This is a genomic window from Clostridium homopropionicum DSM 5847 (assembly GCF_001263795.1).
In the GTDB taxonomy this organism is placed as follows: domain Bacteria; phylum Bacillota; class Clostridia; order Clostridiales; family Clostridiaceae; genus Clostridium_H; species Clostridium_H homopropionicum.
Genome location: NZ_LHUR01000022.1, coordinates 24,154 through 37,954, shown reverse-complemented (window position 1 = coordinate 37,954; position 13,801 = coordinate 24,154). Strand labels below are relative to the sequence as shown.

Sequence of the window (13,801 nt, the reverse complement as noted above, 5' to 3'; positions counted from 1 at the left end):
GAAGTTCTTCTGCCACTTTGTTTGTATTCGAAAGGACGGTAATATATGAATTCTATTTCTGTTGACATAGAGACGTTTTCGAGTGTCAATCTTCAAAAATGCGGAGTTTACCGTTATGTCGAGAGTGATGATTTTGAAATTCTGCTGTTTGGCTATTCCATTGACAATGGCGAAGTACAGGTTATTGATCTTGCCTGTGGAGAGGAAATCCCGGAGGAGATTATCAATGCCCTCATGGATAATTCCGTAACCAAGTGGGCTTTTAATGCAATGTTCGAGCGTGTTTGTATATCGAAATGGCTTAATCTTTCAGAATATCTTGACCCTGTATCATGGAAGTGCTCCATGATATGGTCGGCATATATGGGACTTCCTCTTTCTCTAGAAGGTGTCGGTGCTGTTTTAGGATTGGAAAAACAAAAGCTAACTGAGGGTAAAGACTTAATCAGATACTTTTGTACACCTTGCACTCCTACAAAATCAAATGGAGGTCGAGTACGAAATCTGCCGGAACATGATTTGGATAAATGGGAGCGTTTTAAAGCCTATAACCTTCGTGACGTGGAAGCCGAGATGTCTATAAAGCAGAGATTATCCAAGATTCAGATGCCAGAGAATATATGGGCGGAATATCATCTTGACCAGGAAATCAATGATCGTGGCATTGCCATTGATATGACCTTTGTCAAACAGGCTGTCGCAATAGATGAACATACCCGTGAAAAGCTAACTGCTCTTATGCAGGACATGACTAATCTAGAGAATCCAAACTCGGTGCAACAAATGAAAGGTTGGCTTTCAGAGAATGGGTTAGAAACAGATACCCTTGGTAAAAAAGCAGTTTCAGAGATGTTAAAGACAGCACCTGAACCACTAGGCACTGTTTTGGAGCTTCGTCAGCAGCTTGCTAAATCATCTGTGAAGAAATACACAGCAATGGAAAATGCGGTATGCCATGACGGTCGTGCTAGAGGGATGTTTCAATTTTACGGAGCCAACAGAACGGGCAGGTTTTCTGGGCGGCTGATTCAATTGCAGAACCTCCCTCAAAACCATATGCCTGATTTGGAACAGGCCCGTGCTTTAGTTCGTAGTGGAAACTTTGATGCCCTCACTCTGCTCTATGATTCCGTACCTGAGGTCTTATCGGAACTTATCCGTACTGCTTTTATACCCCGTGATGGAATGAAGTTTATCGTTGCAGACTTCTCAGCGATTGAGGCTCGTGTCATTGCCTGGCTTGCAGGTGAGAAATGGAGAACAGAGGTATTCCAAAAGGGTGGTGACATCTACTGTGCCAGTGCCTCTCAGATGTTTAATGTACCTGTTGAAAAACACGGTGTGAACGGACATCTTCGTCAAAAAGGCAAAATAGCCGAACTTGCACTCGGCTATGGTGGGTCTGTTGGAGCATTAAAATCGATGGGTGCTTTAGAGATGGGAATTGAAGAAGAAGAACTTCAGCCTCTTGTAAATGCTTGGAGACAGTCCAACCCCAATATCACAAAACTTTGGTGGGATGTTGACCGTGCGGTAAAAACCTGTGTTAAGCAGAAAACTCCCACAGAGACACACGGCATTCAATTTATATATCAAAGTGGAATGCTCTTTATTGTTCTTCCTTCCGGTAGACGGCTTGCCTATGTAAAACCTCGTATGGGAGAGAATGTTTTTGGCGGTGAGTCGGTTACTTATGAAGGTGTCGGCGGAACGAAAAAATGGGAAAGAATCGAAAGCTACGGACCCAAATTTGTAGAGAATATTGTTCAGGCAATCAGCCGTGACATTTTGTGCTACGCCATGCAGACATTAAAGAATTGTTCTATTGTGGCTCATGTACATGATGAAATTATTATCGAAGCAGATATGAGAATGTCACTTCCTACCGTTTGTGAACAGATGGGACGAACACCAAGCTGGGCAAAAGGTCTGTTACTTAGTGCTGATGGCTATGAGTGTCAGTTTTATCAAAAAGATTAAATTAATTTTTCAAAATCCTCAACATTCATTACCTCCTGTGGCTATTAGGTAGAGGAACTTTCCTCTGACTAAATTACAGGAGGTAATTCGTATGGACGAATTAGTAAGAATCAACTATGAAAATCATCGACCAACCGTACTCGGTCGTGATTTACATGAAGCCTTGGAAGTCAAGACAGCGTATAAGGACTGGTTTCCAAGAATGTGTGAGTATGGATTTGAGGAAGGGTCAGACTTTAGCTCATTTTTGAGCGAAAGTACTGGAGGCAGACCAAGCGTAGATCATCAGCTTACCATCGACATGGCAAAAGAGCTATGCATGATACAGCGTACTCCAAAAGGAAAGCAGTGCCGCCAATACTTCCTTGATATTGAGAGGAAGTGGAATTCACCAGAGGCAATCATGGCAAGGGCACTACAGTTAGCCAATCAACAGCTAACTCAAATAAGACATCAAAATAAACTGCTTGAAGGTACGATTGCTGTTCAGAATCAACAGATTACAGAAATGAAACCGAAGGTGTCCTATTATGATGTGGTTCTAAATTGTAAAGACCTTATTTCCACATCGGCAATTGCTAAGGATTATGGCAAGTCTGCTATATGGATGAACCGTTATCTTCATGATAAAGGCATCCAGTTCAAGCAGGGTGACATCTGGCTTTTATATCAGAAGTATGCGGAGAAAGGCTACACCAGTACCAAAACACATAGCTACCTTGGCAGTAAAGGAGAACAACATACAAAGGTTCATACTTACTGGACACAAAAAGGCAGACTCTTCATTTATGAACTTATGAAGGCAGACGGTATCTTACCACAGATAGAAATGGAGGGTGCGTAATGGGAATCAACAAATTCAATCCTGAGGGTTACCATGATCCAACTCCTCATGAAGCACTGACCAACATAATGAGAAAGGAAAAGGCAGATAAAAAATCTGCCTTTAAGCCGCTTGTATATATTTGTTCTCCCTATTCCGGTGATATAGAAGGGAACGTTGAAAAGGCTCGTAGCTTTTGTAGATTTGCCTTGGAGCAAAATTGTATACCAATTGCTCCGCACCTTATGTTTCCGCAGTTTATGGATGATGAAAACCTAAATGAACGGGAACTTGCAATTTTCATGGATATCGTGCTCATGGGAAAGTGCTCTGAGGTATGGGTGCTTGGGAACATCATCTCAAGCGGTATGACAAGGGAGATTGAAGTAGCTAAAAAACGCAGACAGACGGTCAGATATTTTAATCCGGAGTATAAGGAGGTCGAAAGGCTATGAAAATCGCAGTGGGCAACAGCCGGATGGATAAAAAGTGGAAAAACAGTGATGTTTCATGGGAGGATTTTTGCTCCCGTGTAAAAACGACACAACGTACCACAGAAACGGTAGAGGAATATCGGAAACTTAAAAAAGGCCAACAGGATGACATCAAGGATGTAGGCGGCTTTGTCGGAGGGCATCTAAAAGAAGGAAGGCGAAAGAAGGGTAATGTTCTATGCCGCTCTTTGCTTACCCTTGATATGGACTACGGTAAGCCGGATATCTGGGAGCAAATATCAATGCTTTTCGATTTTAAATGCTGCGTCTACTCCACCCATAAACACACACCAGAAAATCCAAGACTTAGGCTTATTATTCCACTTGCTCGTGAAATCAGCGAAGAAGAATATGCAGCCGTTGGACGTATGGTGGCAAAAGAAATCGGTATTGACCTTTTCGATGACACGACATATGAAGCGCATCGCCTTATGTATTGGCCATCCACATCCTCAAATGGTGAATTTGTCTATGAAGAACAGGATGGAGCATTACTTGATCCTGATATTATTTATCTTTCAAAATATGAAAACTGGCATGATACATCAACTTGGCCGGTATCAAGCAGACAGTCTGAAGTTATTAATCGCAGTCTTAAGGAGCAGGCAGACCCGCTTTTAAAGGAGGGTGTGGTAGGAACATTCTGTCGTACCTATTCCGTTTGTGAAGCAATTGAGAAATTCTTAGGTGCAGTATATACCCCATCTGCTATGGAAGGCCGCTATGACTATATCCCGGCTGACAGTAGTGCAGGTGTGATTATCTATGATGATAAGTTCGCATACAGTCACCATGCCACCGATCCGGCAAGCGGTCTACTCTTAAATGCTTTTGACCTTGTTCGCATTCATAAATTCGGTTCTTTAGATGATAAGGTCTCCACTACTACGGCTCCCGGCAGGATGCCGTCTTTTGTAGCAATGTGTGAGTTTGCCATAAAAGACGATGCAGTGAAAGCAGAGTTTGCCAAGGAAAGACAGGCTAAAGCTGAAGAGGAGTTTAGCGATGAAGATTGGCAGACGGGATTGGAACTGGATAAGCAAGGGCGAATAAAAGACACACTAGACAACATTGTCCTAATTATTCGGCATGATGGGAATTTACAACATATAGCTTTTAACTGCCACCGTGATGGTATTGATGCCAAAGGTGGTTTGCCTTGGGAACAGATTAAGGCTGGCTGGAATGATTCAGATAACGCATTACTTAAAGTGTACTTAAGCAGTATGTATGGAGTTTATTCTCCTACTAAGACCAAGGATGCAGTGGTAGCTGTAGCTACGGAGAGAGCCTACCATCCTATTAAGGAGTATCTGAACTCCCTGCCAAAATGGGATGGTATTAATCGGGTGGAAAACCTGCTTATTGATTATTTCGGTGCAACGGATAATTCCTATACAAAAGCAGTCATTCGTAAAACTATGGTTGCAGCGGTAGCCCGTATTTATAGACCAGGTACAAAATTTGACAGTGTGCTTATCTTAAACGGACCCCAGGGCATCGGTAAGTCTACCTTTTTTGCCAAACTTGCTGGAGATTGGTTTTCGGACAGTTTGACCATTACGGATATGAAGGATAAAGCAGGTCCTGAAAAATTGCAGGGATATTGGATGTTGGAACTGGGTGAGCTTGCCGGAATGCGTAAGACCGATGTGGAGGTTGTTAAGTCTTTTATCTCTAGGACTGATGATAAGTACCGTGCAAGTTATGGAGTCAATGTAGAAAGCCATCCCCGTCAATGTGTGATTGTGGGTTCTACAAATGCAGAAAGCGGATTTCTTCGGGATATTACGGGCAACCGCAGATTCTGGCCAGTCCGCATTAGTGGTAACAGTAAAAAGAAAGCTTGGCAGATGACAAAAGAGGAAGTTCAGCAGATCTGGGCAGAGACACTGGTGCTTTATGAGAATGGTGAAAAACTCTACCTTGAAGGTGATGATCTACATTTAGCAACCAGTGAACAGGCTGATGCAATGGAAACCGACGAACGAGAAGGACTGGTTCGTACCTATCTGGATACCCTTTTGCCAGATGATTGGGATGCCATGTCTTTGTACGAGCGTAGAAATTTCCTTGGCGGTAGCGAGTTTGGTGGCGGCACCCGTGTTGGAACAGTAAAAAGAACCCTTGTTTGTAATATGGAGATTTGGTGTGAGTGTTTCGGTAAAGAGGCATCAATGCTAAAGCCTTCAGACTCCTATGCCATCGGTGCCATTATGAGAAAAATCAGTGAGTGGAACAAGTACACCGGGAACAAGAATGGTGTAGTGACGTTTCCTGTCTACGGAAAGCAGCGAGCTTATTCCCGAAATGAGGAACAAAGCTAAAGTTGTACCATACTTTGTTCCCAGACTTGTTCACTCGCAAATATAGATAAAGCAATAAAGAATGACGGTTTGGAACAAGTGGAACAAGAAATTACCTTTATATATAAAAGATGATAAAAAGAAGAGTGTAAGCCTTTGCATACGTATATACACGCGCGTATAGGAAAAATCGGTCAAAGTTGTTTTCTTGTTCCGAGCCTTTATATAGGAGGAATTTATGCTTGAAAAAGTTATCGAAAAGAAACTGGTGGCGGCGATAAAAAAGATGGGAGGTATTGCGGCGAAGTTTGTTAGTCCTGGTTTAGATGGAATGCCAGACCGCCTGGTACTTTTGCCAAATGGGAAGATGGCATTTGTGGAATTAAAGGCTCCCGGTAAGAAACCCCGTCCGCTACAGCTTAGAAGAATAAAGCAATTACAACAGTTAGGATTTGCCTGCTATGTAATTGACAATGATGATCAGATTGGAGGGATACTCGATGAAATACAATCCTCATAAATATCAGACCTACGCGACCAACTTCATTTTAGAGCATCCCATAGCTGCAATATTCTTGGAGATGGGTCTTGGGAAAAGCGTGATTACACTTACTGCTGTATTTGACTTGTGCCTTGATAGTTTTGAAGTCGGAAAGGTTCTGGTCATTGCCCCACTCCGGGTAGCAAGGGATACTTGGCCAGCTGAGATAAATAAGTGGGAGCATCTAAAAGGACTGAAGTTTTCAGTGGTAATCGGTACAGAGCAAGAGCGTCTTTCAGCACTTAGGAAACCTGCAAGTGTCTATCTTATAAATAGAGAAAATGTAGATTGGTTGGTAAACAAAAGCGATGTTCCCTTTACTTTCGATATGGTGGTCATTGATGAGCTGTCATCCTTTAAGTCCTACGGTGCAAAAAGGTTCAAAAGCTTACTAAAAGTCAGACCAAGGGCAAAACGTATTGTGGGTCTTACGGGTACACCATCAAGTAACGGTTTAATGGATTTGTGGGCAGAGTTTCGTATTCTCGACATGGGTAAAAGACTCGGCAGGTACATAACTCACTACCGCAATTCCTTCTTTACTCCGGATAAACGTAATCAGCAGATTGTGTTTTCATATAAACCGTTACACGGGGCAGAGGACGCAATATATCGGCTCATTTCGGATATCACCATTTCCATGAAGTCAGTGGATTTTCTGAAAATGCCAGAATGCGTGATCAATGAAGTGCCTGTATATTTGAGTGAAAAAGAGCAGTCGGTGTATAACAACTTTCGTGAAGAGATGGTTCTTGCACTTGCTAGTGAAGAGATTGATGCCATGAATGCAGCAGTCCTTTCAGGCAAACTCCTACAGATGGCAAACGGTGCTATCTATGATGAAGATAAAAGTGCCCATTTCATTCATGATCGAAAGCTGGATGCCCTTGAAGATTTAATTGAAGGTGCAAATGGCAAACCTGTGCTTATTGCCTATTGGTATAATCACGATTTAGAGCGTATCAAGGCGAAATTCAAAGTCCGTGAAATTAAGACTTCCAAGGATATTAAGGATTGGAATAATGGCGATATTTCTGTAGCAGTTATTCATCCTGCATCAGCAGGACATGGTCTGAACTTACAAAGTGGTGGTTCAACTCTGATATGGTTTGGACTTACATGGAGTCTGGAACTGTATCAGCAAACCAATGCGAGACTTTGGAGGCAAGGCCAAAATGAAACGGTTGTAATCCATCACATCATTACCAAAGGCACTATTGATGAAGATGTTATGAACGCCTTGAAACGAAAGGAAAAGACACAGAACGACCTAATCAATGCGGTCAAAGCAAATCTTGGGAAAGCGAGGGAGGCGGTATGATGGACGCATTTGAAAAATTGGCGAATGCCATTATTCTACAAGCAGTTAAGGATTACCGCTTTGCACTACAAAGATTGGTGAAATATCCTCGTAATGATTCTGCTTTATATACGAAACGTGAGGTTGAGCGATTCTTCCGTTCCAGACTTTTCTCTAACATAACCTCCCTTGAACCAGAAATGTTAATTCAAAAGCTACATGAGGAGGTGGTTAGGCGATGACGGCAAAGGAATTCTTAAAGCAGGCTTACCGTCTAAATGAATTGATAAACTCCGATCTTGAGGAACTACAGAACTTAAGGGATTTATCAAGAAGTGTTTCATCCCCTGTGCTTGAGGAGAAAGTTAGTAGAACAAAGAGTACAGACCCACCTTTTGAAAAGTATGTGATAAAGATAGTAGATTTGGAGAAACAGATACAACAAGAGGTTGAACACTTGGTAAAGCTAAAGACTGATATCCGAGAGGCTATTAACAAGATGGAGAATGTAGATGAAAAGCTGTTGCTCCGCTACCGATACATCAACTTCCTTAACTGGGAAGAAATCTGCGTTAACCTTAATGTGTCAATGCGTACTGTTCACAGACTTCATTCCTTAGCTTTGCAACACTTAAAGGTTCCAAAATAAAAAGTTGGCACACTTTGGCACAGTTTGGCATACGATGACACTGTTTGTCCGTAGTGAAAGCTATATAATGGTAGTATGGAATATTCGCAAACAGCCTTCACGGGAGCACCACTCCTGCGAGGGCTTTTTCTATGGGCAAAAAGGAGGTGCAATATGCCAAAGAAACCCAAGCGACCATGTTCTTACCCTGGTTGCCCTGAGCTGACTGACGGTCGCTTCTGTGAAGAGCATGCTAAGAAAGAAGCTTCACGGTATGAGAAATATGACCGTGACCCAGCAACCCGTAAGCGTTATGGTCGTGCATGGAAAAGAATTCGTGACCGTTATATAGCCGCTCATCCTCTTTGTGAAGAGTGTAAGAAGAATGGAAAGCTGACTCCAGCAACTGAAGTCCATCACATTCTTCCATTGGCACGAGGAGGAACACACGATAAAAGTAATCTGATGGCGCTTTGTACTCCATGCCACTCTGAAATCACAGCAAGAGATGGAGACAGATGGCAAACCCGGTAAGGGGGGGGATTAAATCTCTACAGCTTTTTGATTGTGCAACGGGCGTGGGGTAACGCACGAAAAAACGCGGTTTCAAACAGGGTAATAGGACCCGACAACGAAAAGAGGTGAGTAAATGGCCAAAGACGGAACAAATCGTGGAGGTGCCCGTATCGGTTCTGGTCAAAAGAAGAAGCCACTTGCTGACAAAATAGCAGAGGGAAATCCCGGTAAAAGAAAGCTTGAAGTCGTTGACTTTAAAAATACTGCTGACCTTAAGGGGCAGGAAATGCCGCAACCAAGGGGTATGCTCTCAGCGGTGCAAAAGGACGGGAAAACCTTGTTGGCCAGTGAGATCTATGAGATTACATGGAAATGGCTAGAGGAACGAGGATGTGCCCATCTGGTGCTTCCACAGCTTTTAGAACGCTATGCTATGAGCGCTGCAAGATGGATACAGTGTGAGGAAGCAGTGACTGAGTTTGGCTTTCTTGCCAAGCACCCAACCACTGGAAATGCAATTCAAAGCCCTTATGTGGCTATGAGTCAAAACTTTATGAGTCAGACAAATAGACTATGGATGGAAATATATCAGATCGTTCGTGAAAATTGTGCTACAGAGTATTCTGGGTTAAACCCACAGGACGATGTGATGGAGAGATTGCTATCTGCCCGTAGAGGAAAATAAAGATGAGGAGATGTGAAATGAGTAAAAGATATTTAACAGCAGAAAGTGTATGTGCCGGGCATCCAGATAAATTATGCGACATTATTGCAGATAGTATTTTACAAGCATGCCTGCGAAAAGATAAGGCATCACGTGTGGCTTGTGAGGTTATGGCGACCAAGAGAAGAATTATCGTGGCGGGCGAGATCTCCTGCAGCGAGAAAGTTGACATTCGTTACATTGTTAGAAATGTGCTGAAAGAAGTCGGATACAACCCTCTGAAATTTTTGATTTATGTATATGTACATAATCAAAGTGTAGATATTGCGGCTGGTGTTAATACTGCGTTGGAAGCACGAAATGGTGTCAATGAACAGTACGGTTCAGTAGGTGCAGGTGATCAGGGGACTGTGTATGGCTATGCTACAAAAGAAACTAGAGAAATGCTTCCACTACCCCTTGTGCTATCCCACAGAATAGTAAAGAGGCTTGATGATTGCCGAAAAGGGAAACTTATAAAAGATATCCTACCGGATGGTAAAGCACAGGTTACAGTAGAATATGAAGATGATATTCCAAAGCGAGTAAAGACCATCGTGGTATCGGTACAGCATGAGAAGAATAAATCCCAGGAAGAACTTAAGGCAGATATCCTTAACAATGTTTTATGGCAGTGTTTTGAGGACTTCCCTTTTGATGAAGAAACAGAACTTCTCATCAATCCCTCTGGTAGATTTGTTGAAGGTGGTCCTGCTGCAGATACAGGATTGACTGGCAGAAAAATTATGGTTGATACCTATGGAGGACTTGCATCCCACGGTGGTGGTGCTCTTTGTGGCAAAGACCCAACCAAAGTTGACCGAAGCGGTGCATATATGGCTCGGTATATCGCTAAGCATATCGTTTGGTGTGGTTATGCCAAGAAATGTGAAGTTAGTATTTCTTATGCTATTGGTAAGGCAAATCCGGTATCCTTCACAATAAATACCCTTGGCACTGGCACTGTTTCTGACGAAGTACTAACTCTTGCTGCACAAGAGGTATTCAACTTAAGACCTGCAGCAATCATTGAAAAACTGCGTCTTAGAAATGTGATTTACTCTGACACAGCGACTTATGGACACTTTAACAGTTGTCTCTTTCCTTGGGAGGATGTAAATAAATACAGTGAGTTTAGAAAGGCGGTGGAAAAGTATGTTGATAGAGAAGATTAAAACGAAACAACTCATCCCCGCCGAATATAATCCGAGGAAGGATTTGAAGCCGGGTGATGTAGAATATGAAAAGTTAAAACGATCTCTTGAGGAGTTTGGATATGTTGAACCCGTTATATGGAATAAGACTACAGGCAAAGTCATCGGAGGTCATCAGCGTTTGAAAGTCCTGCTGAGTATGGGTATGGATGAGATAGAATGCGTGGTTGTTGAAATGGATGAGCAAAAGGAAAAGGCTCTGAACATAGCACTTAATAAAATAAGCGGTGACTGGGATAGAGATAAACTGGCCCTTCTCATCACAGACCTAAACGCTTCGGACTTTGATGTGTCTTTGACTGGTTTTGATCCGGGAGAGTTGGATGATCTTTTCAAGGATTCCCTTAAAGACAAAATAAAAGAAGATGATTTTGATGTGGACAGCGAGCTGAAAAAGCCCGCTGTTTCTCATTTAGGGGATGTTTGGATACTTGGACAGCATCGATTAGTTTGCGGAGACAGTACGAAGAAAGACACCTTTGATGTCTTGATGGATGGGAAAGCTGCTAATTTGGTAGTTACGGACCCTCCATATAACGTTAACTATGAAGGTACAGCCGGAAAAATTAAAAATGATAATATGGAAAACGAAGCGTTCTACGAATTTCTGCTTGCGGCATTTCAAAACTCCGAAACGGCGATGGCGAAGGATGCTTCTATTTATGTGTTTCACGCCGATACAGAAGGCCTCAATTTTAGAAGAGCATTCTCGGATGCGGGATTTTATCTTTCAGGCACTTGTATTTGGAAGAAGCAGTCCCTTGTTCTCGGCCGCTCTCCTTATCAGTGGCAGCATGAACCGGTACTCTTTGGTTGGAAAAAGAATGGGAAGCATCTTTGGTATTCAGACCGAAAGCAGACCACCATCTGGGAGTTTGAGAAACCGAAGAAAAATGGCGACCACCCAACCATGAAACCAGTGGCTTTAGTTGCATACCCTATTATGAATTCAAGCCTTACCAATTGTATTGTTCTCGATCCCTTTGGTGGTTCAGGAAGTACACTTATTGCCTGTGAACAGACAGATAGAATCTGCTACACCATTGAGCTGGATGAAAAGTACTGTGATGTCATCGTGAAAAGGTATATTGAGCAAGTTGGAAACACGGATGGTGTATTTCTTTTGAGAGATGGTGGCGAGTATAGGTACCGTGACTTGTCGGAGGTGAGTGCAGATGAGTAAACTGACACTAGGCTCCATCTTTGATGGTAGCGGTGGTTTCCCGCTGGGAGGTCTGCTCTGTGGCATCGAACCGTTATGGGCTTCTGAAATTGAGCCTTTTCCAATAAGGGTTACGACAAAACGCATCCCGCAGATGAAGCATTATGGGGATATAAACAAACTAAATGGTGCGGAGCTTCCGCCAGTAAATATAATAACATTTGGCTCTCCCTGCACAGATATGAGTGTGGCAGGTAAAAGAGCTGGACTAGACGGAGAACAATCCGTCCTTTTTTATGAGGCAATACGAATCATCAAGGAAATGAGGTGTAAAACTGATGGACGATATCCAAGGTATGCAGTCTGGGAAAATGTCCCCGGTGCATTCTCATCAAATAAAGGAGAAGACTTCAAGGCAGTGCTCGAAACGGTCATCGGTGTCAAAGAACCGAACACCTCAGTGCCTTTACCTCAAAAAGGACGATGGCCCTATGCAGACATCTATATGGGAGATGGATGGAGTGTGGCGTACCGAACTATCGATGCGCAATATTTCGGAGTCCCCCAACGCCGTCGTAGAATCTACCTTGTCGCAGATTTTGCAGGCGGATGTGCTGGAGAAATATTATTTGAGTCCGAAGGCGTGTCAAGGAATTTTACGCCGAGCGGCAGCACGTGGCAAAGAACTGCCGAAAATGCTAAAAACGGCATTGGAAAAACAGGCAGTGGCATAACTTGCTTAAATGACCAAGGCGGAAAAGTGATATCTGTTTCGGAGGATGTTTCCGCAACACTCCGAGCGGAAGAACACGGACATCAACCTTGTGTAATGCAGTCAAGCGGTACAGTCATGTCCTTTGAACCGGGTGCCGTTTCACGCATTGGCGGTCATACAGATGAAGACTTAAGTGGATCACTTCGTGCAAACATGGGAGACAATCAAACGGCCGTTGTAATAGAAAATCATCCAACTGACAGCCGTGTGAAACTATCCGAAGATAATAAAGTACAGACATTGACCTCTCGTATGGGAACGGGCGGTGGAAATGTGCCGCTTGTCATGAACGAGAGACAGTATGCTCTCACAGTAGGTGAAGATGTAGCAAATACATTAACAGGAACAGATTATAAAGGAACGCAGTGTGTATTTGAGCCAACTCCTAAAACACTGAAAATCCGCTCAGGTTGTGAAGGTGGCGGTAAGGGTGCATTGATACAGGATGATAAGTCAGCCACCCTTGGTTGCAATAATGATCAAACCGTTTTTGTACCTACGGCATTTGGTATCTGTTCGGATAAGAGCAACTCCATGCAGTCAAGTAATCCACACAGCGGTATATATGAAGCGGATACTTCCCGTACCATTGATGCTAATGGTGGAAATCCAGGATGCAATCAAGGGGGTATTGCAGTAGTTGCTTTACAAGGCTCGATGATTGGAAGAGAGGATAAAAACGATCCCCAAGGTGACGGCATAAATGATGATATCAGTTTTACCCTTAATACAGTGGATCGGCATGGTGTTGTGTATGCAATTGATCGTGAAACCTTCAACTGTGGACAGAATTTCGCTAGAAATTTAGGGATAGCGGAAGACAGTGTTGCATCAACATTAAATGCTCAAGGTCCGTCAGCTGTGGCACAACCCTATCAAGATATCAGTGGTACGATTTCAGCAGGCGCCCATCCAAGTGGATTTAATGGACAGGATGCATTAAACGATATGCTTATTCCAGTCAAGAAAAGCGATGAGCCGGATTATATCGTCCGTAGACTAACGCCAACGGAATGTGCAAGGCTTCAAGGCTTCCCAGACTATTGGTGTGCTGAACTTAGCACAGAAAATCCAACAGAAAATGAAATTACATTCTGGACGGAGGTTTGGGAAACACATCGAAAAATCATAGGCAAAAGTAGTAAACCGAAAACAAGAAAGCAGATTTTAAAGTGGCTTAAGAATCCGCATTCCGATGCTGCCGAATACAAAATGTGGGGGAACGGTGTTGCACTGCCATGCGTTTGTTTTGTGCTGACCGGCATTGTGTTATCTACACAAGATACCGCTGATTAATAGAACAGTATTTTATACAGAAAGACGCTCTAAATGACTTGATATTAACAGCTTTTAGAGTGA

At 43.0% G+C, this 13,801-nt stretch carries 13 protein-coding genes; all 13 read left to right on the top strand.

Features of this window, described 5'->3' with window-relative positions:
* The first annotated feature begins 45 nt into the window (after positions 1 to 45).
* Complete coding sequence (locus tag CLHOM_RS08235; protein ID WP_052221225.1) at positions 46 to 1,980, top strand: DNA polymerase; 1,935 nt, start codon at positions 46 to 48, stop codon at positions 1,978 to 1,980.
* 91 nt (positions 1,981 to 2,071) lie between these two features.
* Positions 2,072 to 2,824, top strand: coding sequence for a phage antirepressor KilAC domain-containing protein (locus CLHOM_RS08230; RefSeq protein ID WP_052221224.1), 753 nt, complete (start codon positions 2,072 to 2,074; stop codon positions 2,822 to 2,824).
* Positions 2,824 to 3,258, top strand: a complete 435-nt coding sequence (locus tag CLHOM_RS08225) for a DUF7768 domain-containing protein (RefSeq protein ID WP_052221223.1) — start codon at positions 2,824 to 2,826, stop codon at positions 3,256 to 3,258. Before CLHOM_RS08230 ends, CLHOM_RS08225 begins: the two co-directional genes overlap by 1 nt.
* Entirely contained in the window at positions 3,255 to 5,624 is a 2,370-nt protein-coding gene (locus CLHOM_RS08220; RefSeq protein WP_052221222.1) for a virulence-associated E family protein, read from the top strand. Before CLHOM_RS08225 ends, CLHOM_RS08220 begins: the two co-directional genes overlap by 4 nt.
* Before the next feature lie 217 nt (positions 5,625 to 5,841).
* A complete protein-coding gene (locus tag CLHOM_RS08215; RefSeq protein WP_052221221.1) occupies positions 5,842 to 6,123 on the top strand; it encodes a VRR-NUC domain-containing protein in 282 nt (93 codons plus the stop codon).
* Positions 6,104 to 7,465 (top strand): DEAD/DEAH box helicase, encoded by a 1,362-nt coding sequence (locus CLHOM_RS08210; protein WP_052221220.1) that lies wholly within the window; start codon positions 6,104 to 6,106, stop codon positions 7,463 to 7,465. The genes CLHOM_RS08215 and CLHOM_RS08210 overlap by 20 nt, the downstream gene beginning before the upstream one ends.
* Positions 7,465 to 7,686 (top strand): hypothetical protein, encoded by a 222-nt coding sequence (locus tag CLHOM_RS08205; RefSeq protein ID WP_052221219.1) that lies wholly within the window; start codon positions 7,465 to 7,467, stop codon positions 7,684 to 7,686. Before CLHOM_RS08210 ends, CLHOM_RS08205 begins: the two co-directional genes overlap by 1 nt.
* Positions 7,683 to 8,093: a DUF1492 domain-containing protein gene (locus tag CLHOM_RS08200; protein WP_052221218.1), complete on the top strand. Its 411-nt coding sequence runs from the start codon at positions 7,683 to 7,685 to the stop codon at positions 8,091 to 8,093. Before CLHOM_RS08205 ends, CLHOM_RS08200 begins: the two co-directional genes overlap by 4 nt.
* 153 nt (positions 8,094 to 8,246) lie before the next feature.
* Positions 8,247 to 8,606, top strand: a complete 360-nt coding sequence (locus CLHOM_RS08195) for an HNH endonuclease (protein ID WP_052221217.1) — start codon at positions 8,247 to 8,249, stop codon at positions 8,604 to 8,606.
* 115 nt (positions 8,607 to 8,721) lie between these two features.
* Positions 8,722 to 9,273, top strand: coding sequence for a P27 family phage terminase small subunit (locus CLHOM_RS08190; RefSeq protein WP_052221216.1), 552 nt, complete (start codon positions 8,722 to 8,724; stop codon positions 9,271 to 9,273).
* 17 nt (positions 9,274 to 9,290) lie between these two features.
* Entirely contained in the window at positions 9,291 to 10,466 is a 1,176-nt protein-coding gene (gene metK / locus CLHOM_RS08185) for a methionine adenosyltransferase (RefSeq protein WP_139205611.1), read from the top strand.
* Positions 10,447 to 11,688, top strand: coding sequence for a site-specific DNA-methyltransferase (locus CLHOM_RS08180; protein WP_052221214.1), 1,242 nt, complete (start codon positions 10,447 to 10,449; stop codon positions 11,686 to 11,688). Before metK ends, CLHOM_RS08180 begins: the two co-directional genes overlap by 20 nt.
* The gene (locus tag CLHOM_RS08175) at positions 11,681 to 13,738 is read left to right on the top strand and encodes a DNA cytosine methyltransferase (RefSeq protein WP_052221213.1); all 2,058 of its coding nucleotides are present in this window, start codon (positions 11,681 to 11,683) and stop codon (positions 13,736 to 13,738) included. The genes CLHOM_RS08180 and CLHOM_RS08175 overlap by 8 nt, the downstream gene beginning before the upstream one ends.
* The last annotated feature ends 63 nt before the right edge of the window (positions 13,739 to 13,801 follow it).

Excerpts from the sequence above, each read along its gene's own strand:
- CLHOM_RS08235 (WP_052221225.1), top strand. The coding sequence starts at position 46 with ATGAATTCTATTTCTGTTGACATAGAGACGTTTTCGAGTGTCAATCTT.
- CLHOM_RS08230 (WP_052221224.1), top strand. The coding sequence starts at position 2,072 with ATGGACGAATTAGTAAGAATCAACTATGAAAATCATCGACCAACCGTA.
- CLHOM_RS08225 (WP_052221223.1), top strand. The coding sequence starts at position 2,824 with ATGGGAATCAACAAATTCAATCCTGAGGGTTACCATGATCCAACTCCT.
- CLHOM_RS08220 (WP_052221222.1), top strand. The coding sequence starts at position 3,255 with ATGAAAATCGCAGTGGGCAACAGCCGGATGGATAAAAAGTGGAAAAAC.
- CLHOM_RS08215 (WP_052221221.1), top strand. The coding sequence starts at position 5,842 with ATGCTTGAAAAAGTTATCGAAAAGAAACTGGTGGCGGCGATAAAAAAG.
- CLHOM_RS08210 (WP_052221220.1), top strand. The coding sequence starts at position 6,104 with ATGAAATACAATCCTCATAAATATCAGACCTACGCGACCAACTTCATT.
- CLHOM_RS08205 (WP_052221219.1), top strand. The coding sequence starts at position 7,465 with ATGGACGCATTTGAAAAATTGGCGAATGCCATTATTCTACAAGCAGTT.
- CLHOM_RS08200 (WP_052221218.1), top strand. The coding sequence starts at position 7,683 with ATGACGGCAAAGGAATTCTTAAAGCAGGCTTACCGTCTAAATGAATTG.
- CLHOM_RS08195 (WP_052221217.1), top strand. The coding sequence starts at position 8,247 with ATGCCAAAGAAACCCAAGCGACCATGTTCTTACCCTGGTTGCCCTGAG.
- CLHOM_RS08190 (WP_052221216.1), top strand. The coding sequence starts at position 8,722 with ATGGCCAAAGACGGAACAAATCGTGGAGGTGCCCGTATCGGTTCTGGT.
- metK (WP_139205611.1), top strand. The coding sequence starts at position 9,291 with ATGAGTAAAAGATATTTAACAGCAGAAAGTGTATGTGCCGGGCATCCA.
- CLHOM_RS08180 (WP_052221214.1), top strand. The coding sequence starts at position 10,447 with ATGTTGATAGAGAAGATTAAAACGAAACAACTCATCCCCGCCGAATAT.
- CLHOM_RS08175 (WP_052221213.1), top strand. The coding sequence starts at position 11,681 with ATGAGTAAACTGACACTAGGCTCCATCTTTGATGGTAGCGGTGGTTTC.